Origin of the sequence: Chitinophaga sp. W2I13 (assembly GCF_050434005.1) — a bacterium.
Lineage (GTDB): Bacteria > Bacteroidota > Bacteroidia > Chitinophagales > Chitinophagaceae > Chitinophaga.
Map to the genome: position 1 here is coordinate 1,918,277 of NZ_JBNPWD010000001.1, position 22,161 is coordinate 1,940,437.

Annotated in this window: 19 protein-coding genes; 14 read left to right on the forward strand and 5 right to left on the reverse strand. The window is 46.6% G+C overall.

The window, feature by feature from the left end:
* Positions 1 to 17: 17 nt before the first annotated feature.
* From QFZ48_RS07660 to QFZ48_RS07680, 5 genes are all read left to right on the forward strand, one after another.
* On the forward strand, positions 18 to 557 hold the full coding sequence (locus QFZ48_RS07660) for a DinB family protein (RefSeq protein WP_429044387.1): 540 nt from the start codon (positions 18 to 20) through the stop codon (positions 555 to 557).
* A gap of 67 nt (positions 558 to 624) precedes the next feature.
* Complete coding sequence (locus QFZ48_RS07665; RefSeq protein ID WP_429061818.1) at positions 625 to 1,365, forward strand: 3-oxoacyl-ACP reductase family protein; 741 nt, start codon at positions 625 to 627, stop codon at positions 1,363 to 1,365.
* A gap of 290 nt (positions 1,366 to 1,655) precedes the next feature.
* Complete coding sequence (locus QFZ48_RS07670; protein WP_429044384.1) at positions 1,656 to 2,108, forward strand: MarR family winged helix-turn-helix transcriptional regulator; 453 nt, start codon at positions 1,656 to 1,658, stop codon at positions 2,106 to 2,108.
* Positions 2,109 to 2,169: 61 nt separating this feature from the next.
* A complete protein-coding gene (locus QFZ48_RS07675; protein ID WP_370911025.1) occupies positions 2,170 to 2,604 on the forward strand; it encodes a DoxX family protein in 435 nt (144 codons plus the stop codon).
* A 30-nt stretch (positions 2,605 to 2,634) separates the two neighbouring features.
* Complete coding sequence (locus QFZ48_RS07680) at positions 2,635 to 3,222, forward strand: YceI family protein (RefSeq protein ID WP_429044381.1); 588 nt, start codon at positions 2,635 to 2,637, stop codon at positions 3,220 to 3,222.
* A 70-nt stretch (positions 3,223 to 3,292) separates the two neighbouring features.
* Here the strand turns inward: QFZ48_RS07680 and QFZ48_RS07685 are convergent, their stop codons facing one another.
* The 4 genes from QFZ48_RS07685 to QFZ48_RS07700 form a co-directional block, all read right to left on the reverse strand.
* Positions 3,293 to 3,817 (reverse strand): hypothetical protein, encoded by a 525-nt coding sequence (locus QFZ48_RS07685; RefSeq protein WP_429044378.1) that lies wholly within the window; start codon positions 3,815 to 3,817, stop codon positions 3,293 to 3,295.
* A complete protein-coding gene (locus QFZ48_RS07690; RefSeq protein ID WP_429061819.1) occupies positions 3,814 to 4,278 on the reverse strand; it encodes a hypothetical protein in 465 nt (154 codons plus the stop codon). The genes QFZ48_RS07685 and QFZ48_RS07690 overlap by 4 nt, the downstream gene beginning before the upstream one ends.
* A 100-nt stretch (positions 4,279 to 4,378) precedes the next feature.
* Positions 4,379 to 5,662, reverse strand: coding sequence for a DEAD/DEAH box helicase (locus tag QFZ48_RS07695; protein ID WP_429044374.1), 1,284 nt, complete (start codon positions 5,660 to 5,662; stop codon positions 4,379 to 4,381).
* Positions 5,663 to 5,782: 120 nt separating this feature from the next.
* Complete coding sequence (locus tag QFZ48_RS07700) at positions 5,783 to 6,307, reverse strand: YceI family protein (protein ID WP_429061820.1); 525 nt, start codon at positions 6,305 to 6,307, stop codon at positions 5,783 to 5,785.
* Between the two features lie 160 nt (positions 6,308 to 6,467).
* On the opposite strand from QFZ48_RS07700, the gene QFZ48_RS07705 reads away from it, so the two are divergent.
* Entirely contained in the window at positions 6,468 to 7,223 is a 756-nt protein-coding gene (locus QFZ48_RS07705; protein ID WP_429061821.1) for a DUF4184 family protein, read from the forward strand.
* Here the strand turns inward: QFZ48_RS07705 and QFZ48_RS07710 are convergent.
* Positions 7,199 to 7,873 carry an SMI1/KNR4 family protein gene (locus QFZ48_RS07710; RefSeq protein ID WP_429061823.1) on the reverse strand — a complete coding sequence of 225 codons (675 nt, stop codon included), beginning with the start codon at positions 7,871 to 7,873 and terminating at the stop codon, positions 7,199 to 7,201. The genes QFZ48_RS07705 and QFZ48_RS07710 overlap by 25 nt on opposite strands.
* A gap of 36 nt (positions 7,874 to 7,909) precedes the next feature.
* On the opposite strand from QFZ48_RS07710, the gene QFZ48_RS07715 reads away from it, so the two are divergent.
* From QFZ48_RS07715 to QFZ48_RS07750, 8 genes are all read left to right on the forward strand, one after another.
* The gene (locus QFZ48_RS07715) at positions 7,910 to 8,440 is read left to right on the forward strand and encodes a DUF1697 domain-containing protein (protein WP_429061824.1); all 531 of its coding nucleotides are present in this window, start codon (positions 7,910 to 7,912) and stop codon (positions 8,438 to 8,440) included.
* A gap of 72 nt (positions 8,441 to 8,512) precedes the next feature.
* Positions 8,513 to 8,989, forward strand: a complete 477-nt coding sequence (locus tag QFZ48_RS07720) for an RNA polymerase sigma factor (protein ID WP_429044363.1) — start codon at positions 8,513 to 8,515, stop codon at positions 8,987 to 8,989.
* Between the two features lie 4 nt (positions 8,990 to 8,993).
* Positions 8,994 to 9,524: a hypothetical protein gene (locus QFZ48_RS07725; RefSeq protein WP_429061826.1), complete on the forward strand. Its 531-nt coding sequence runs from the start codon at positions 8,994 to 8,996 to the stop codon at positions 9,522 to 9,524.
* Positions 9,525 to 9,585: 61 nt separating this feature from the next.
* Positions 9,586 to 13,635 carry a hybrid sensor histidine kinase/response regulator gene (locus tag QFZ48_RS07730; RefSeq protein WP_429061827.1) on the forward strand — a complete coding sequence of 1,350 codons (4,050 nt, stop codon included), beginning with the start codon at positions 9,586 to 9,588 and terminating at the stop codon, positions 13,633 to 13,635.
* Positions 13,636 to 13,858: 223 nt separating this feature from the next.
* A complete protein-coding gene (locus QFZ48_RS07735) occupies positions 13,859 to 16,981 on the forward strand; it encodes a SusC/RagA family TonB-linked outer membrane protein (RefSeq protein WP_429061829.1) in 3,123 nt (1,040 codons plus the stop codon).
* 18 nt (positions 16,982 to 16,999) lie between these two features.
* Positions 17,000 to 18,673 (forward strand): RagB/SusD family nutrient uptake outer membrane protein, encoded by a 1,674-nt coding sequence (locus tag QFZ48_RS07740; RefSeq protein WP_429044355.1) that lies wholly within the window; start codon positions 17,000 to 17,002, stop codon positions 18,671 to 18,673.
* Positions 18,674 to 18,794: 121 nt separating this feature from the next.
* Positions 18,795 to 20,321 (forward strand): glycoside hydrolase, encoded by a 1,527-nt coding sequence (locus QFZ48_RS07745; protein WP_429044352.1) that lies wholly within the window; start codon positions 18,795 to 18,797, stop codon positions 20,319 to 20,321.
* A gap of 3 nt (positions 20,322 to 20,324) precedes the next feature.
* A complete protein-coding gene (locus QFZ48_RS07750; protein WP_429061831.1) occupies positions 20,325 to 22,130 on the forward strand; it encodes a beta-galactosidase in 1,806 nt (601 codons plus the stop codon).
* Positions 22,131 to 22,161 lie beyond the last annotated feature (31 nt).

Genomic DNA, 22,161 nt, shown 5'->3' on the forward strand with positions numbered 1-22,161 from the left:
GCTTTAAAACTCACCAGATGAAAAAAAATGCCATCCACCCTGACCCGGGATATTACTCTACCTATACTAACCTGGTACCAGACGTAGATATCAAAACTGCCCTGGAGCAGTCGTTACACGCACTGAATGAACTTGATGCCGCGCAGCTGGAGCCATTGGGGAACTATGCCTATGGTCCCGGCAAATGGACTATAAAGAATGTACTTCAGCATATTACGGATACCGAGCGGGTGTTTTCTTTCCGCGCCCTGTTATTTGCCCGGAAAGATGCCCAGATACCGCCCACGATGGAACAGGACGACTACGCAGCGAATGCAGAAATAGATGAGCGGAGCGTATCAGAAATCCTTGCGGAACTGAAAGCCGTACGTGCGGCCAGCATTATGCAGTTCAATAATTTCTCGGAAGCGGCACTGTTACGGACAGGAATGTGCTGGAAAACGGAAATGTCGGTACTTGCCCTGGGCTTTGCCATTGCCGGGCATCAGACACACCACCTGAATATACTCCGTGAGAAGTACCTCCAGCCCAATTCTAACATGAAGGTTAGTAGTTAACAATTAGTACTCCTCTTCTTTACACCGGTTAGCCGGGCTAGTTTTGCCAGCATAAAATCATTTATTTATGAAACGTCTGGAGAATAAGATAGCCCTGGTAACAGGAGGTAGTCGTGGTATGGGCGCCGCCATTGTAAAGCGTTTAGCCGGAGAAGGCGCCACCGTGGTGTTCACCTATGTAAAGGGCGCAACGCCGGCAGCAGCGCTGGTTGAAGAATTAACCGCAAAAGGACAGCAAGCTACTGCTGTGGCAGCAGACAGCGCTGATGTGAATGCAGTGCTGGCCGCTGTGGAGCATACGGTTAATAGTTATGGCCGTATAGACATACTCGTTAACAACGCCGGTACCGCCGTAATGAAACCGTTTTCCGATTATACGCTGGAAGACTATGAGCATACCATGGCAGTAAACACCCGTGCCGTATTTGTAGCTACACAGGCAGCCACACGGCATATGGGCAGCGGCGGCAGGATCATTACCATTGGCAGTTGCATGGCCGACCGTGTGGTAGGCCCGCAGGGCACACTGTACAGCATGAGCAAATCTGCACTTACCGCTTTCAACAAAGGATTGGCGCGCGACCTGGGTTCCAGGGGTATTACCACCAACCTGGTACAACCTGGACCAGTAGATACCGATATGAATCCGGCCGATGGCCCTCATGCCGATTATCAACGCCAGCATATCGCACTGGGTCATTACGGTACGGCCACTGATGTAGCCGGCCTGGTGAGCTTCCTGGCGGGTCCTGAAAGCGGTTTTATCAACGGTTCCGCGCTGACGATCGATGGCGGGCTGAATAGCTAGTCCAGCGGATTTTGTCTTTCCCGCTGATTACGCTGATTATACTGATTAGTTTGATTTTTACTTTTTGGATTTTACAAAGGAGTAAGGGAGATAGCAGCGGAGATATCCGCTGCTATCTCCCTTACTTATTTATATAAGTAATCTGAAAATCCAAAAAAATCCAAAAAGCAAAAATCAAACTAATCAGTATAATCAGCGTAATCAGCGGGAAAGACAAAATCCGCATAAAATTTGGCAATATGAAAAATACACTTACCTTTGTTGTATAAACAACAGTTGTAAATGTAATTATGAAACTGGAAGAGGAACTGAAGCAAACCCGATTTAAGGACGAATACCAAAAAGCTATTCTCAATATCATCTTTACTGGTAACTGGCTGGAGGTGGGCGCTTCTCATATGCTAAAGCAGTATGATTTGTCCAGCCAGCAATACAATGTATTACGTATACTTCGTGGAAGCAGTCCTAATCCGTTGAACCTGCTGGATATCCAGGAGCGGATGATGGATAAGATGAGTAATGCCACCCGACTGGTAGAAAAGTTACGCCAGAAGGGATTATTAACGCGGCAGCAGTGCGACAGCAACCGCCGGAAAGTGGAAATTGAGATCACTGACAAAGGACTGGCTTTATTAAAGGAACTGGATCCGGTGATAGAAAATAACCACCAGGAAGTGACCATGAAACTGACCAAAGAAGAGGTGAATACCCTCAACAATTTGCTGGATAAACTACGTAGTTGATTTTTTTTGCCCTAATACTTGTATATACAATAAAAGTTCAAACGCTAATAATTATACCCTTATGTTTAAAAGATTACTTCGCACAGACGATCACCTCACTTCCTTTATTATCCGTATTACCGTAGCACTGGTAATGTTGCCACACGGCGCACAAAAACTACTTGGCATGTTTGGCGGTTATGGATTCAAGGCCACTATGGGTTACTTCACTTCACAGGGTACTCCTTCTATCCTTGCTTTCCTGGTAATATTTACCGAAAGCATCGGTTCACTGTTAATCCTTTTTGGATTCACCACCAGGATATGGGCAGCCATGCTAACTATTATCATGCTGGTAGCTACGAACATTCATTCGGCGAACGGCTTTTTTATGAACTGGGGTGGCACGCAGGCAGGTGAAGGCTTTGAGTATCATTTACTGGTAATTGGAATCAACATTGCATTGATCATCAAGGGCGCCGGACGCTGGTCCGTTGACCGTCAGCTTTCTAAATAAATAACTATCACATTCAATAAAAAAACAATCATGAAGAAAAGTTTCTTTTTTACTACCCTCCTGGTATTAGCCAGCATCGCTACCTTTGCACAGGTAAAATGGAATGCAGATCCTGCACATACCAGCATCATCTTTGGCGTAAAACACTTAGGCCTGAGCTACGTACAAGGTCATTTCACCAAATTCAATGGCACCATTGAAACGGCCGACAGCACCAACTTTCAGAATGCAAAGGTAGAGTTCACGGTAGATGCCACCAGCATTTCCACTGGCGTAGATCAACGTGATGGCCACCTGAAAACAGATGATTTCTTCAACGTTGCGGAATATCCTTCTATTACCCTGAAAAGCGTTTCCTTAAAGAAAGTGACAGGCGATAAATATGTTTTGCTGGCAGATCTCACCATCCGCAATACAACAAAACGTGTAACCTTCGACGTTACATACAACGGTGTGATTAAAGATCCGTGGGGTTTGAGAAGAGCAGGGTTCACTGCTAAAACTACCATCAATCGCCTTGATTTTGGAGTAAAGTATGCAGACAAATTACCTTCCGGTGTATGGGCAGTAGCACCTACTGTTGATATCACTGTAAACGTAGAAGCAGTAAAGCAATAGTTACAGATTTAGATAGTGTTTTTGAGTAGCGGTCCCGGTGTAAGCCGGGACCGTTTTTTAGTTGATGATACTAAATATGGACATTCAGTTTATTCTGTACAAACTGCTTTTCCTTCTTCCTGATAGATTTATCTGTTTTAATAAAATGTTCTTTTTTCTTTTCCACTAGCCGATACCAGTAATCGGCGGGAATGGCCCGGTTAGAGTGCAATTCCAATCTTACTGTCACATAATCAGGCGGATCCCTTTTCAAATTGATTAACTGGCTCAACAAGGTTTCATCAATACTGATTTCTTCTGCAAATACCTTCCGTTTCTTCTCTAACAAGCCAACATATTCACCAAGGAAATATCCGAATGACAAATCAGGATTAAAAGTATTGCCATTTATATAATCTTCGAGCTGAAAACGCAGACTTAATAAGCCGCTGATAAGCTTATCCTTATCTGTTGCAGCCGCCCGTCTTTTTCCCCTGGCCATTGCCAGCTGTACTGCCGCTTCCTTTCTTTGCTTTTCAGAGAGCTTAACCGGGAAGACAAAAGAAGATGCCAACTCATCTGGAGATTTTTCGTTTCTTGATTTCTTCTGTCTCATAAAGTATATTTTGCAACAATGTTATTTAATGCGTCCGTATCGAGATAAAGTTGCCAGCCGGCATCGAGCATACCATATTTTTTCATATAGTGTTTTTTCAATGCAGTTTTTGGAACCAGCGAAACACAAGCATAAGGTCCATACTTAGCGAGCGCTGTGCGGCCGGCAAAGGCTATCATACAACCCGCAATTCCTTCATACGGGCCATTTTTTCCTACATATTGTCTGGAAACTTCCAATAATTTTATTTCTACCCGTTCTTCCACGGCATAATATATCAAACATACTAATCCCAGAATGTTATGATCTGGCAAAACCAGTTTATAAACTTCGCCACCCTTAACCACTTTCTTCCAATCAAATAAAAACCGTTCCCGTGATATCGTTTTAAAATCTTCTTTTTCAATCAATTGAATCAAAACATCTATAGATATCCCGGATGATTTTTCTATGATCTTCATCCTTTAAATTACAGAAAAATTGACAAAATATGCCAACTTAAGCTCAGAAAAAAAGCTATTCCTTCCGGAATAGCTTTTTTCTGAGCTTTTTAAGATCGTTTTATTTCTTCTTCGCTTTTTTCTTCACATTCGCCGCCGCTCTCTTCTTCACTTTTTTCTGCACTTCCTCCATTTCCTTGTTGTGCTCATCCAGCAGGAGTTGCCAGTTGTCATTGGGAATATCTTCAGAGAAGCTGATGGTTTCGCGGTAATCGTCCTTATTGATCTTCATTTCAGTGATTTCCTTACCGAGGAATTTCTGAATTTCATCCAGGATCGGCTTCTCTTCTGTGCTGCAGAAGGAAACGGCCTGACCTTTCTGCACACCACGGCCGGTACGGCCTACACGGTGTACATAATTTTCCGGGACATCAGGCAGGTCGTAGTTTACCACATAGTCGACATTGGGGATATCGATGCCGCGGGCGTTTACATCTGTGGTAACGAGTACTTTTATATCGCCATTTTTGAACTCTGCCATTACATCGAGCCGGTCGCCCTGCTCTTTGCCACCGTGCATGGTGAGGGATTTGATCCCGATACGTGCCATAGCGGCCATTACGCGTTCTGCCCGTACTTTGGTACGAACAAATACAAGGATTTTGCTTTCAGGAAATTCCTTGATCAGTCTTTCCAGGAAGAAACGTTTATCATCCATTTCCACAAAGGCTACTGCGTGGCTCACATTTTTGGCAACGGGATCTTTGGGAGATATTTGTATGCGGATAGGATTATTTACGACAGAATATGCCAGGTCCTTAATGTCTTTATTCAGCGTAGCGGAGAAAAACAGGGTCTGGTGTTCGCGGGGAATGTGTTTGATTACATCGCGGATATCACGGATAAAGCCCAAATCAAGCATATGATCGGCTTCATCGAGTACCAGGGTTTGCACCTGGCTCAGGTCAATATGTCCCTGGTTAATCTGGTCAAACATCCGGCCGGGAGTGGCAATGAGTACATCCACGCCCTTTTCCAGCACCCTGATCTGGGGAGCTTGCTCAACCCCGCCTACAAGGGCCAGGATGCTGAGTTCTGTATATTGGGCGATAGATTGGAAAACTTCTGCTATCTGGATGGCGAGTTCCCGTGTGGGCACCATTACCAGGCACTTCACTTCGTACTTATTTTTCCGGGAGCGGCGGTCCTGCTGTTGCAGGCGGTGCAGGATAGGGATGGCAAAAGCCGCTGTTTTACCGGTACCGGTTTGTGCGATCGCCATTACATCATCCCCGTTGAGGATGGAAGGAATGGCCTTAAACTGTATATCTGTAGGCTTTTTAAAGCCCATTTCTTCTAAACTTTCCTTTATTTCTGAGGAGATATTATATTGTTCAAATTTCATGTGACATCATTGGAAAGCACAAAGATAGCCAATAGCTGTTAGCTTTCCTTTTTTAACAAAATGGCGTGGAGAAGAAGGGAAATCCCTTCTTCTCCACGCCATTATACGTTGCAGGGAAAGCTATTCTTTCACCAGTTGTATTTCCATGTTGAGTTTCACTTCGTCGCTGAGCACAATCCCCCCGGCTTCGGTGGTGGCATTCCAGCGCAGACCATAGTCGGCCCTGTGCAGGCGGCCCCTGAGTGCAAAACCGGCTTTGGTCTGACCGTAAGGATCTACGGTTACGCCCGCATGCACCACATCCAGTTCAATAGGATGTGTTTCGCCTTTAATAGTGAGGTCGCCGAGCAGTTTGTATTTCTCGTCATCAATTTTCTTCACTTTCTTAGAAACGAAGCTGATCTTCGGGTGATTGGAGGCGTCAAAAAATTCGCCGTTGCGCAGGTGCTCATCCCGTTGATGGTTTTGCGTGTCAATACTATCTGCTGCCGCTTCGAAAGAGATCGTAGCATCACGAAAATCATCGCTCTCTGTTTGAATTTTCCCGGTAAACCGTGTAAAATATCCACTCACGTTTGTAATCATGAGATGCTTAACTTTGAATCCTATTTCGCTGTGTGATTCATCAATTTTCCAGTTTGTCATAGCACATTGTTTTTTATGTTTTCAAAGACTTAATAAAAATAAGTGTAAATCACAGCAATGACGTTGGACATTTTACCGGAAATGGTGGACGATTATAACATTAACATTTCCTTACCAGATTTATTAAAATTCAATTAAATTTATTAGACAATTCCCGAAGATGCCATTTACGATATCACATGCAGCGATAGTTGTCCCCTTTGTAAATACCTCCGGCAAATACCTGTCAGCAACCGGTTTAATCATCGGCAGTATGGTACCCGACTTTCTTTACTTCATTTTACTGAATCCGTACTTCAGTGGCGGACATCAGTGGTGGGGAATTTTCGTATATGATATACCGTTAGCCCTGCTGCTCGCGTATGTTTATCATCTCATCGTAAAACCGGTAGTGCTTCCTTACCTGCCGGCGTGGGCCAGCGACCGGCTGCATCTGTTCAGGCCGTTTAACTGGGACACCTACTTCCGCGAACATTATGGCGTAGTGATCTATTCTGTTATACTGGGCATACTCACGCATTTTTTTCTCGATGCGTTTACGCATGAAGAAGGGGGATTTGTGTCATATATACCTTTTTTACAAAAGGATATAACGGTATGGCATCATCCTATGAAGATGTGGTACCTGATGCAATACCTCAGTTCTGTAGCAGGGCTGTTGGTGATGTTATATTTCTTTCTGAAACTGCCGCGGGTGAATAATCTCCCGAAAGTATCACTGCAGCTGAAAGCACGCTTCTGGATTACCGTGGCCGTAATAAGCGGATTAATGTTACTGGTGAATGAGTACTTTCATCATATCGACTGTAAAGGCATGGATTACCTGGCCACCGCGCTGGGCGGCGTTTTCTACGGCATCCTGTTTACCGTGGGATGGTATTGGTGGGTTACTTATTCATCACGGTCTATGCGGTAACTCCATTCCATGTGGAGCGTATCCATAATAGCTTTATACTTTTCTTTCCGGCTGGTACCAATATACACACCATTCGCCTGCCCGTTCTGCTCGGTAGTAAGCACAAGGATATCTTCATAATCATTGGTAAAGAAACGTAGCAGCTGGTTAGAAATACCGGTTTGCTCCTGCCAGTTTGTAGTAACGGCGGCGATGTGTTCCGGCGTGAGGTCTTCTTCCAGGTCGGTGAAGGCCGTGTATGGAAGTCCACCCAGCGCGCCATTCCACCAGGCCATTGATAACAGGAAATGTTCCGTTGTATCGGCGTCGGTAAACCACTCCTGCCGGGCACTGTCGTAGGTACCAAATACCGGCGGATCCGGCAACGCGAGATCTGCTTTGGCAATGCCCCACAGTACCACCGCCTGGTTCTCTTCATAAAAAATCAGGTGATCATCTTCCGAAAAACCAATTTCTCCCAGGGAAGTTAAACGGTTAAAACTATCGTTCACCATTTTGTTTTTACCTATAGCAAGATAGTATTGCCGCAATGCTGCCGGTAATTGAAGCTGTAAGCGGGCTTCCAGCGCGGCTATTTCTGCGGCTGTATAACCGTGATTGGCATCTTCCGGTAAGTTGTATAATTTGTGGATGATTTGTAGATAGTGCATGATAAAACAAACATACAAAGTAAAGTTGAAAACCACATGGCCAGATACGTTGCATTTTTAAGAGCAGTAAACGTTGGAAAACGAACCGTTAAAATGGAAGATCTGCGCCGGCAGCTGGATACCGCAGGCTTCAAAAATGTAAGCACCTATATCCAGAGTGGCAATGTGATGTTTGAATCCGGCAGCAATAATGCGGCGGCGCTGTCTGCAAAAATAGAAAAGCTGCTGCTCACTACTTATGGTTTTGAAGTGCCCACTATTATCCGGTCGGTGCCCGAACTGGAAAACGTGGTGAAACTCACCCCGTTCCCGGGCGTTATCCCGGATAAAACCACGCAGGTGTACATCACCTTCCTCTCTGCCGACGCCGGCGCACATGCCGCATCCGTGATTGCCTCGCTGCAGTCGGCCGCGGAAACCCTGCATATGAACGGCCGCGAAGTGTATACCCTTATACGGAAAGACCTGGAAACCAAACCCCTCGATGTGATTACGCGACTGGAAAAAAAGCTCGGGCTTCCCTGTACTACCCGCAATTGGGCTACGGTGAACAAGGTGATCTGGTAACGGATCAATAATTTCTTTGTGAAAGTGTAAGTTTTTTCCGCATCCTGCAACTAACCCTGATAAATACCCTGCATGGACAAACCCGCATTTCTCGATACCATACAGCAGCACCAGGGCATCCTGCATAAGTTGTGCCGCCTGTACCGCGATAGCCGGGAAGACAGGGAAGACCTGTTCCAGGAGATGATCTATCAGCTTTGGAAATCATATCCTTCTTTTGAAGGCAATGCCCGCATCAGCACCTGGATTTACCGGGTGGCACTCAATACCGCGCTGGCCGACTTCCGCCGGAAGAAACCCGATATTACCTATACCGATAGTTTGCCGGAACTGCCCGACAGCTCTAACAATGCGGCGGCATCAGTACAACAGGAACAGCTTTTTGCAGCACTCAAACAACTGACTGATGCTGAAAAAGCCATCATTGCACTGTATCTGGGAGATATGAGCTACCAGGAAATTGCAGATATTATTGGCATAGATGAAAATTATGTGGGCGTAAAACTTAACAGGATTAAAAGCAAGATCAAAAATATTCTAAAATTATAAACACATGGATCCTCTAAAATCAGCATGGGACAACGCTCCCACCCCTGACCGGGACATTTCCGCTATCATCGGCAAACACACTTCTCCCGTATTAAAAGATATTAGAAAACAGGTGATACTGGAAGCCATCGGATACAGTATTTTCCTGATCGTATACTATGATTTTTTTGACGGCGACAAAAAACCATATTACCTGAACCTGCTGTTGGTGGTATCGATATTATGTATGCTGGCACAAAGTGTTACAGGGTATGTATTGGCCCGCAGTCCTGCGGTGGAATACAACCTGCTGGAGAGCATGCGAAAAAAATTGCACAATATCAGGAAGTACGCGCTGATTACCATCTTCACAAAAATCCTTGCCTTTGCGGGCATCTTTGCATTCTTTCTTGCCAGCATTCGCTGGACGCAGCAAAAGTACCTGACATTGATCCCGCTCGTTATCATTGTTGGTGTACAGGCTTATTTCCAGTGGAAAATATGGAAAGGAAGAATTTACCGGGTAAAGCAAACAGTAGAAGAGTTAAATCAGTAAGAAGATTGATGGTGGTAATCTCTGGCAGAAATAATAGCTTTATGGCTGTTAAAATGAGCCTATGCACCATGTGAGGAAATTTTGTTTTATTTTATTACTGTTAGGAATGGTAACGGGAGATAGCTTCGCTATTGGTTACCCCATCAGATACCTGGGTATAGAGGACGGTCTTTCCAACAATGCCGTTACCAGTGTATACCAGGACCACAAAGGCTTTATGTGGTTTGGTACTTACGACGGACTAAACAGGTTTGACGGCTATAAATTCAGGATCTACCGGAATAAAATTAATGACAGCAGTTCCCTCGTGGATAATGGTGTATACACCCTGGCCGATGACATCCATCACCAGTTATGGGTAGGCGGGCGAAGAGGCGTTTGTGTTTTCAACCCGGTGAGCGAAAAATTCACACTGCCGTGCTACCTGCCCCTTCACAGCAACACTTCCCGGATCATCAGCGAAAATACGCATACCATAAAATCAGATGAAACCGGCAATATTTTAATCGGCACCGAAAAAAGCGGGTTATTGCTGTTTAACAGCCGGCAGTCTGCCGGCAAACAGATTCCTTTAACGATGTACCACGGCGATGTTACCGATTATGAAGTAACTGCCATTGAATTCAGCGGAACTGCAGCCTGGGTATTTGTACAACATGTAGGTTTGTGCAAATATGATATTGCGAGGCAGCAGTTGACCATCATCAACAGGGATATCAGCAGGGGCAATTGCCTTACGGCAGATGGAGCCGGCAACATCTGGCTGGGTACAGATGCCGGGGTATTCCGCTACGTTCCTGCCACCGGCAAATATTCAGAAAATGTACTGCCCGTAAACAGCAAGATCGTTAACCTGTATATCGATAAGGACGGGACAATGTGGAGCGCCTCGGATGGTAATGGTATTTACCTGGTGAATACCGCCAACAGTACCGCCAAATCTTTTACCACCGCTGGCGAACAACAACTGAGCAGCAATGCCGTGTATTCCATTTATGAAGACCGTCAGGGCCGCAAATGGATTGGCACCCTGCGTGGCGGCATCAACATTGTAGAACCCAAACGCAACCCGTTTGAATTTAATATGCCCAACAGGGACCCGGTGGCCCGCGTAGTGGACAATTTTATCTTCTCTTTTTGTGAAGACAACTACAAAAATATCTGGATAGGTACTGATGGCGGAGGGCTTAAATACTGGAACAGGGAAAACAATACCTGGACCACCTATAAACATACCGGCAACAGTAATACGGATATCAGCAGCAACTTTATTACCTCCATTATCCAGGACGCCCGGCAGAACCTGTGGATTTCCACCTGGTTTGGCGGCGTAAACAGGTATAACGCTGCCACCGGCACTTTTGAACACTTTGTATGTTTTAATCCTTACACCCGCACTGCCGAAAACAATGTGTGGACCGTGTATGAAGACCGGCAGCAACAACTTTGGGCCAGCACCACCAACAACGGCACCCTGTACCTGTTTAACCGGCAGCAAAACCGTTTTGAACTTTTCGACAGCAGCCTGGTAAACCTGCAATGCCTGGCAGAAGACAGGGATGGCCAGCTGTGGGGAGGCAATTATTCCACCCTTATCCGGATAGACCGCGACCGGAAACAGCACCGGCGTTTCAACATTGGCTACACGGTGCGCTCCATCCACCAGGACCAGAACGGAACGTTTTGGGTGGGCACCGATGGTGGCGGATTATTGAACTTTGACCGCAAAAGCGGAAATTATACACGATTTACCACCTCAGAAGGACTTCCCAGTAACTCTATACTGCGGATGCTGGAAGATAAAACCGGCAATCTTTGGCTTAGCACATTTAATGGTTTATCGCGGTTTGACCCGAAGAAAAAGAGTTTCCGCAACTTCTCTGCTTCCGATGGACTGCAGAGCAACCAGTTCAGTTTTAATGCCGCCCTGAAATTACAATCCGGGGAATTCCTGTTTGGTGGCATCAAAGGATTCAATATTTTTTACCCGGATAGTATTTATTCTCAAACCACAATTCCCCCGGTTTTATTAACCGCCGTGAGAATTAATAATACTTCCGTGACGGAGCTGGATCAATATGTATCCAAACGAAGCCAGGAAGAGATCAGGGAAATTACCGTGCCTTATGATAAGGCCACCATTGCATTTGACTTTGTAGCACTGGAATATACCTTACCGGATAAAATCAGCTATGCGTACCGCCTGCAGGGGTGGGATAATAACTGGAACTATGTGGGGCAAACCAGAACCGCCAACTATACGCATCTGCAGGAAGGCAGCTATGTTTTTGAGATCAAAGCCAGCAATGCCGACGGCGTGTGGAGCAATGCCATTCACACGGTATCAGTGGTGGTATTGCCGCCCTGGTACCGGACCTGGTGGGCTTATCTCCTGTACATTAGCAGCATTATGGCCGCTATTTATGCCTACACCCGGTATAAGGCGCGGGAAGAAAGGCTGAAATATGAGATCAAGCTGGCGCATCTTGAAAATGAAAAAGAAAAAGAGTTGAATGAGAAGAAATTATCCTTCTTCACCAATATTTCCCATGAGTTCCGGACGCCGCTCACGCTGATCATTACCCCGCTGAAGGAGCTCCTGCAAAATAAAGAATACCCTGATCTCAGCGTGGTATACCGCAATGCCCGGCGCCTGCTTAGCCTGGTGGACCAGCTCCTGCTGTTCCGCAAAGCCGACCGGGAGGGCGATCAGCTGAACATCTCCCGGCTGGATATTGTGCACCTGTGCAACGAAGTATACCAGTGCTTTTCCCAGCAGGCGAGGATGAAACAGATCGACTACCGTTTTGAATGCCGCGATACGCAACTGGAAATATATGGCGATAGTGAGAAACTGGAAATCGCTGTATTTAATCTTCTTTCCAATGCGTTTAAATTCACCCCCGAAAACGGCAGTATCATTTTTGAAGTAACCGGTGATGACGCACAGGTTACGATTGTCATAAAAGACAGTGGCTGTGGTATTGAAGGAAGCGCCGGTAACCGGATCTTCGAAAAATTCCAGCGGGCGCAGGACCGGAAGGAGTCGCTGCAAACAGGCTTTGGTATTGGCCTTTACCTGGTAAAGCGTTTCATCGACAGTCATCATGGCAGTATTACCTACCAAAGTGAGGTCAACAAAGGCACCGCTTTCCATATCACCCTGAAAAAGGGAAGCGGACATTTTGCCGGTGTGCTGCTAAGGGAAAATGCACCTCAGAAATCTGCTTTCCTCGAAGAACTCACCACTGTTGCGGCCTTGCCTCAACCGGAAGTTCCCGAGGCAGAAGGGACGACTACCACGATTACCGAAAAGAAATCGATCCTGCTGATTGATGATCATGATGAAATACGGCAATATCTCCGGCAGCTATTCAAAGACAAATTTATTGTATATGAAGCTGACAATGGTACCAGCGGGTTTGCCGCGGTTCAGAAATTTATGCCCGACCTGGTGATCAGCGACATCCAGATGCAGGGTATGGACGGGGTGGAGCTATGCAGTAAAATCAAACAAACGGACACTGTAAGTCATATCCCTGTGATCCTGCTTACCGGGTCTTCCGCATCGGATACACGGCTCCGCGGCCTGGAAGGCGGGGCAGATGATTATATTACCAAGCCATTTGACAAGGACCTGCTGATGGCCAAGGTGAATAACATCATCAAGAACCGAAACCTGCTGCAGCAGTACTTCTTTGACCGCATCACCCTCAAAAACAGCAATATTAAGGTACCTGCCGAATACCAGGACTTCCTGAAACGGTGCATAGAGATCATTGAAGACAACCTCGAAAACGAGGAGTTCTCCATTAAAAAGTTCACCCTGGAAATCGGGATGAGCCACTCCAGTTTGTATAAAAAGGTAAAATCCATTTCCGGTCAAACCATCAATTCCTTTATCCGGTCCATCCGCCTCCGGAAGGCAGCCGTTTTGCTGCTCAAGGAAAACTACACCATTACGCAGGCAGCCATGCAGGTGGGCATTGGTGATGTAAAATATTTCCGTGAACAGTTTGTAAAACTGTTTGGGATGAACCCTTCCGATTATGTAAAAAAATACCGCCATTCCTTTAACCGGGACTTCAATGTAACCGAAACAGAGGGGTAAATCCCTATAAATAGCCGTGGTTGGCGCTTTCGATATCTTCCGGGCAAGACGCCCGGGGGAAATACCCCTGTAATATTTTACGATTTTACCCCCTTTTTTAAATGATTTACCCCCTCTATGATGTCTGCCCGGCATAGTACATTGCGGGTATCATGAAAAGATGCGCACATCTTCCATGCAACCAAAATGGGTATTCCACTCTTCCAATTTAAATTATTGCGTTATGAAACAACTTCAATCCGGAACGGACCATCAGGTGTTTGTCCTATTACGGCGCCAACCTTTCTTTCAACTTATGCTGGCAATCACCTTATTATTGATGGGAATGAACGTGCAGGCACAACAAACCCCCATTACGGGAAAAGTAACCGATGCCAGTGAGCCTGTTCCCGGTGTTACAGTACGTGTAAAAAATAAAGCTACTGGTACGCTGACAGATGCGGAGGGCAAATTTTCCCTTAACGCCGCACCGGGTGATACCCTGATATTTAACCACATCGCCTATGAAGCGATGACGGTGCCTGTAAAGAACCTGTCTCCCTTAAAAATAGCATTGACATCCCTGAGCAAAAGTGTAAATGAAGTAGTGGTAGTGGGATATGGCACTCAAAAGAAAGCTACGCTGACCGGATCTATTTCCGTGGTAAAAGGAGCTGATATTTTGCAGAGTCCACAGCCGAACGTGTCCAATGCTCTCACTGGCCGCTTTTCCGGGGTTATTGCCAACAACCGCTCCGGCGAGCCGGGAAAGGATGGTTCCCGCATTACTATCCGCGGACTGGCCACTACCGGCAACAATGATGTGCTGATGGTAGTAGATGGCGTACCCGGACAGATAGGTGGTTTGGAACGGCTGGACCCCAATGATATTGAAAGCATATCGATATTGAAGGATGCATCTGCCGCGGTATATGGTAGCAGGGCCGCCAACGGCGTAATGCTGATCACTACTAAACGGGGTAAAACCGGCAAACCGGTGATCAATTACAGCTTTAACCAGGGATTTTCATCTCCCAGCCGGCTGCCCAAAATGGCCGATGCTGCCACTTATGCGCAGATCAGGAATGAAATCCAATATTATAATAATCCAGCTGGTGGTATGAACCAGTTTTATACTGACGAGCAACTCCAGAAATTCCGTGACGGGTCAGACCCGGTGAATTTCCCAAATACCGACTGGCAGGAAGCTACTTTAAAGAAAGTGGCCACCCAAAACCAACATAGTCTTTCTGTAAATGGTGGCAGTGAAAATGTGCGTTATTATGTTTCACTTGGCATGATCAGCCAGGATGGATTGTACAAAAGCGGGGTGACCAAATATAACCAGTATAATTTCCGGTCAAATATTGATGCAGATGTAACGAAGAGATTAAAGGTAAGCCTCTATTTATCGGGCAGGGAGGAAGACCGCCTTTACCCTACTACCAGTGCAGATGACATTTTCCGGGGTATTTACCGTGCTTATCCTACCGTGTTGGACAGGTATCCGAACGGATTGCCTACTACCGGTATTGAAAACAATAACCCGGTGATGCAGGTAACTGACGCCGGTGGTACTGCGCGCAACCCTACACAGGTATTTAATGGTATCCTGAAAGGATCGTATGCCATACCGGGTGTAGAAGGGTTGTCGCTGGACGGATACTTATCGGCTGATAAATCCTGGAGTTCCAATAAAAGCTTCGCCACTCCTTATAAAGAATATACTTATAACCAGACTACACAATCGTACGATAAAACAGTGGTAGGCGGTTCCAACGGACTGGCTTCACTTGCCCAGCAGCAGCGGAACATGACGCTGATCACCAGCAATATTAAGCTGAACTTTGCCCGTCGTTTTGGCCAGCATAATATCACGGCCCTTGTTGGCTATGAGCAAAGCAAAACTGACCAGGATACCTTGGGTGCGATCCGCTTGAACTTCCCAACGCCGCAAACGCCTGAGATGTCGCAGGGAGGATCTGCTGCCACGGATAAAAACAATTCCGGCACCAGTTACAGTTTTACGAGAAAAAGTTATTTCGGCAGAATTGCCTATGACTATATGGAAAAATACCTGCTGGAAGTACAGGCCCGTTACGACGGTTCCTCTATTTTCCCGAAAGGCGAGCAGTATGGCTTTTTCCCTTCCGTATCTGCCGGCTGGCGCGTTTCAAAAGAAGAGTGGTTTAAAAACGTAAGTTTTATTAATGATCTGAAGCTGCGCGGCTCTTATGGTACCCTGGGAAATGACAATGTGGGTTTATTCCAGTATTTCGATAACTACTCCATCGTAAACCAATACGTAACCGGTGGCCAGATCCTTTCTGGCATTGATCTTACCAAACTGGGCAACCCGTATATCACCTGGGAGATTGCGCGGAAAATGGACCTGGGTTTTAATATGGCTTTCCTGCAACATTTCAACCTGGAGTTCATTTACTTCCAGCAGAAGCGTTCCAAGATCCTTACCCAACGGAATGCGTCGCTGCCGCAGACTTCCGGCATTGTGAATCCATTCGATCCTGCTTTCCCGCTGGTACCTGCTGAAAATATCGGTAAGGTAAACAGCAATGGTATAGAAGCGACCCTGGGTTACGACAACACTACCAGCGGCGGTTTTCACTATAACATTTCCGGTAACATCACCTATGCAAAGAACGAAATCAAATTTATAGATGAGGCCCCCGGCACACTGTCTTATCAACGGAAAACCGGTGGTCCTATGAATAATTACCTGTTGTATGATGTGATCGGTATATTCCGGACTGCGGATGACCTGAATAAGAACGTACACCTGTCGGGCGCACAACTGGGAGACCTGATCTACCGCGATGTGAATAATGACGGACAAATTAATGCAGATGACCAGGTAAGAACAAAGTATGGCAACATTCCTGAAATCACCTATGGTATTATACTTGGCGGTGATTACAAAGGATTTGATTTGTCGGTGTTATTAGCCGGACAGTCGCATGTAAGTCAATATGTATTACCTGAATCCGGTACCATTGGTAACTATTACAGCAGCTGGGCAGATAACCGCTGGAGTCCCACCAATACCGGCGGCTCGTATCCAAGAGTAGATGAACGCGCTTCTAATTCTGTAAATGGCGGCCGTTTCCAAAATAATTTCTGGCTCAACAACGCTGCTTTCCTGCGGTTGAAAAATGTATCGCTCGGTTATACGTTCAAACCGGACATTCTGTCCCGCATAAATATTGGCAGTCTGAGAGTGTATGCCAACGCATTTAACCTTTTCACCATTACCAAGGTAAAAGACTACGATCCTGAAGGAAATAATGAAAGGGGACAGTTTTATCCACAGCAGCGGATCATCAATGTGGGGGTAAATGTTAGATTCTAAACCAGAAAAAAAGCAGTCATGAAAACAACGCACTTTATATACAGTTTAACTTTAGTTGCCGCAGGATTATTTTCCTCCTGCAAGCAGGACTTTCTGAATATTACGCCTACCGACCGTATCCTGGCCGACGCCGTACTGGGCGATTCTGCCCTGTTTCAGAATTACGTGATCAACCGGTACACGAGCATCAAATTACAGGATAAAGAAGGAGAAGGTACTAATCCTGGTTTTGGCAGAGGTTTTGAATACGGCCTTTGGAGCTCTATCACCGACGAGTCCATTTATAACAACGACGATAATACCTGGGTGATCCAACAAGGGCAGATTGCACCGGAAAATACCGGCATTGCAGGTACTATCTGGGGAAGAAGCTATCGCAGTATCCGGGAATGTAATTACGCACTGAATAACATCGACAGCGTGGAAATGAGCGCCTCTCTCCGTAAAAAGCTGACCGCAGAGTTGCGCTTTATCCGGGCGTTCCGGTACCATGACCTGATCCGCAATTATGGCGGCGTGGTGCTGATGGGTGATAAAGAGTACCAGCTCACCAGCGACCTTACAGATCCGGCTTTATTTAAAAGGGCCACCCTGCAGGAATCCATGAATTATGCCGTAAGCGAACTCACTGCCGCAGCAGCAGACCTGCCGGTTGACAACGACGGCAGCTGGCAGACCGGCAGGGCTACCCAGGCCGTTGCCATGGCGCTGAAAGCACGCTTATTATTATATGCAGCAAGTCCGTTGTACAACGTTGGCACCTGGCAAGCCGCCGCCGATGCTGCCAAAGCAGTGATGAACCTGTCGAAGTTTTCCCTGGCAGCAGACTACAGCCAATTGTTCCTGAAAGCAGATAACAATGAAATCATTTTTGCACGGCAATACGCCGTAGGCGCCCGCCACGTGTGCCTGGAAATATCCAACGGACCAAACGGTTACGGCGGATGGGCAGGTAATACGCCGCTGCAGAACATGGTAGATGCCTATGAAATGAAAAATGGTAAACTGATCACCGATCCAACATCCGGCTATAACGCCCAACAGCCGTATGCGAACAGGGATGCCCGTTTTTACGCCACTATCCTTTATAATGGCGCACCTTACAGGGGATCTACTGTACAACCATTTTCTCCCGGTGGAAAAGATGGAAAGGATGGCCCTTCCAACTGGAACTCTACTAAAACAGGCTACTATCTTAAAAAATTCATGGACGATAAAAACCCGATCGATAATCCCTGGGACGTAGCCGGATTACAGCCCTGGATCTATTTACGTTATGCAGAAGTATTGCTGAACTATGCAGAGGCACAAAATGAAGCAGCAGGGCCTGACGCCAGCGTATACGCCGCGGTTAACCAGATCCGGCAGCGTGCCAGTGTACAGCAACCGGTGCTTCCGGCTGGCCTGAGTAAAGACCAGATGCGTGAGGCTATTCATCATGAAAGACAGGTAGAACTGGCATTTGAGGAACATCGCTTTTATGATGTACGGCGCTGGAGAACAGCTATTGTAACAGAAAATGTTCCTGCTTACGGCATCAACATCAGCGTTAATAACAGTGGCGTATATACGTATACTAGAAAAGTAGCGCTTGCCGGCCGGTTGTTCGCTGAAAAAAATTACTGGCTGCCGATTCCGAGAACAGAAATTCTGTCTTCCAATGGCCTGTTGGAGCAGAACAAGGGTTATTAAACACTCATCCGCTTCACACAAAGCTGCTATGTTAGCCTGCCGGTTATCATAATTGAAAAATATTTAACGGGCATTTTGCTATTTTCCGGCGGCTTTGTGTGAAGCAAAGCGTTTTAGGAACATGAAAAAAATCATTTGCTCACTGCCGCTGTGCTTTGCGCTGCATACTGCATTATCGCAACAAAGCAACAGCAACATTATCCAGGTAAACATCGACCTACATAAACCGGCGCAAACGATCCGCAACTTCGCGGCTTCGGATGCGTGGGCGGGTCAGTTTACCGGCAACTGGCCGGATAGCAAACGTAACCAGATAGCCGACTGGCTGTTTAGCACCGATACCACCGCCAACGGCCAGCCCAAAGGCATTGGCTTGTCTATGTGGCGTTTTAACATCGGCGCCGGCAGTGCGGAACAAGGCGATAACAGTGGCATCAAAGACGAATGGCGCCGCGCGGAATCCTTTCTGCAGGCGGATCATACCTACAACTGGAAGAAACAATCCGGCCAGTTGTGGTTTTTACAGGCGGCAAAACAACGCGGCGTTACGGATTTCCTGGGTTTCCTGAATAGCCCGCCGGCAGCGTTTACCAGCAACGGCAAAGCCTTTGCTGACAAGGGACAATGCAATCTCTCCCCGGATAAGTACGCTGCTGCCGCTGTTTTCCTGAAAGAGGTAGTGCAGGGAATACGTGTAGCCACGGGCGTTAGTATCAACTATATCAGCCCGGTAAATGAACCGCAGTGGGACTGGAGCGATGGCGGACAGGAAGGCTGCCCTTATAATAATGAACAGATTGCCGGCTTTACCAAAACCATCAGTAAAACTTTCAGCGAAGCAAAACTGCCGGTTAACATACTGATTACAGAAGCAGGAAAAATCAATTACCTCTATGCCCCGGAAGATAAGCCGGACAAAGGCTCACAGATAAATGCCTTCTTTGATCCGCAGAGCCGGACTTACGTGGGCAACCTCCTTAATGTATACAAAGGCATCGCCGCACATAGTTATTTCACTACTTCCCCGGAAGATACGGCCACAGCTATACGAAAACGGCTGCATACCGCCCTGAACGGGCTGGAATTCTGGCAATCGGAATATTGCATACTGGGAGATAACGCGGGAGAAATAAATGGCGCCGGTGTAGACCTGGGCATGGATGCAGCGCTTTATATGGCGCGTGTAATCCACTCCGATCTTACTATTGCAAATGCCGCTGCCTGGCAATGGTGGCTGGCCATTTCGCCGTATAATTATAAAGACGGATTGATTTATATCGATAAAAATAAAACAGACGGGCAACTGCGTGATACCAAAATGATGTGGGTATTAGGTAACTACAGCCGGTTTATAAGACCCGGCGCTACCAGGGTGCAGGCAGTTATGAGCGATAGCGCAGCGTCGAAAAATCTCTATCTGTCTGCTTATAAAAACAAAGATAATACCCTCCGGATAGTAGTGATTAACAACGGCAGCACTGCCGCCAACGCCAACATACACTGCAGGGAGCTAAAAGCAGGCAGTATGCGCAGCTATACCACCAGCGCAAAGGAAAACCTAAAGCCAGGCTATATTTCCGGTAACATTATTCACATTCCGCCACAGTCAGTAGTTACATTGACAGGTAACCTAAGCAATAAACAGTAGATAATGAAAAAACTAAGCGTTGTAATTTTAATGGTATTGTGCAGCATACAGTTGTTTGCACAACACACTTTCCAGCTCGGCGACTCCGCCTTCCTGCTGGACGGCAAACCTTTCCAGATGATTTCAGGAGAGATCCATTACCTGCGCGTGCCGCGTGAAAGCTGGCGTGACCGCCTGAAAATGGCAAAGGCAATGGGACTGAATACCGTAGGCACTTACGTGTTCTGGAACATGCACGAGCCTGAAAAAGGACATTATGATTTTTCCGGCAACAACGATGTAGCCGCCTTTGTAAAAATAGCACAGGAAGAAGGGTTGTGGGTGGTGTTACGCCCTAGTCCGTATGCCTGCGCCGAATGGGAATTTGGCGGATATCCATACTGGCTGCAGAACATAAAGGGTCTCGAAGTACGTAGTAAAGAACCGCAATACCTCGCCGCTTATAATAATTACATCAAGGCAGTTGGAAAACAACTATCGGGCTTGCAGATAAATCACGGCGGCAACATCCTGATGGTGCAGATAGAAAATGAATATGGTTCTTATTCCAATGATAAAAGCTACCTCGACATTAACCGGAAGATGTTTATTGATGCAGGTTTCGACGGGCTGCTTTACACCTGCGATCCCGCAGCCGATGTAGCCAAAGGGCATTTGCCTGGTTTGCTGCCGGCTGTAAACGGCATCGATGATCCGCAAAAAGTAAAGCAGCTGGTGAGAGAAAACCACAATGGCAAAGGGCCGTTTTATATTGCGGAATGGTACCCTGCCTGGTTTGATTCCTGGGGACAAAAGCACCATACCATTCCTTATGAAAACTTCCTCGACCGCCTGGATCGTGTACTCGCAGCCGGCATTTCCATTAACATGTACATGTTTCACGGTGGCACTACCCGTGGCTATATGAATGGCGCAAACTATAATAATAAGAGCCCTTATGAGCCGCAGATCAGCAGTTACGACTATGATGCACCACTGGATGAAGCAGGAAATGCCACGCCAAAATTCATGAAGTTCCGCGAAGTGATAGCCAGGCATCTGCCGGCAGGTGTAACTTTACCTGAAGTTCCCGCAAAGAAACCGGTGATCACCACCCCACAGATCACCTTTGAACGCAGCGCAGCAGTTTTCAGCAAATTGCCCGTGGCCATTAAAAGCGTAGATCCGTTAACGTTTGAAGACCTTAACCAGGCTTATGGATTTGTGCTGTATCGCACTACCGTTCCCGGTGGGCATAGTGGCCTGCTGAAAATAAAAGATCTACGTGATTACGGTATTGTGTTCGTGAATGGCAAAAGAGTGGCTATACTGGACCGCCGTTTGGCGCAGGACAGTGTGGAGGTAATGCTTCCAGCCGGTACTGTTACCCTGGATATCCTGGTAGAAAATCTTGGGCGTATCAATTTTGGCCCCTATCTTCTTAAAAATAAAAAAGGTATTGCCGGCCAGGTATTATTTAATGGCCAGGCTATTCATCAGTGGCTGCAATTTAAACTGCCCTTTGATGTTCAGCCGGCTGTAAAGCCTTCCGCTGCCGGTACGGACGCACCGGTGCTGAAAGAAGGCAGCTTTACGCTTTCCTCTACCGGCGACACCTACCTGGATATGACGCAGTGGGGCAAAGGAGCCGTATGGATCAATGGACACCACCTGGGCAGATACTGGCAGGTAGGTCCGCAACAAACCTTGTATGTACCTGCTGAATGGCTGAAAAAAGGCAGCAATAAAATTACTGTTCTGGAACTGATCAAGCCCGCTGCCAACACCTTGCAGGGCATCGATCATCCGATACTGGACGTATTACAATAACACAAGAGAAGTTTGTAAAAAGCTATTGGGG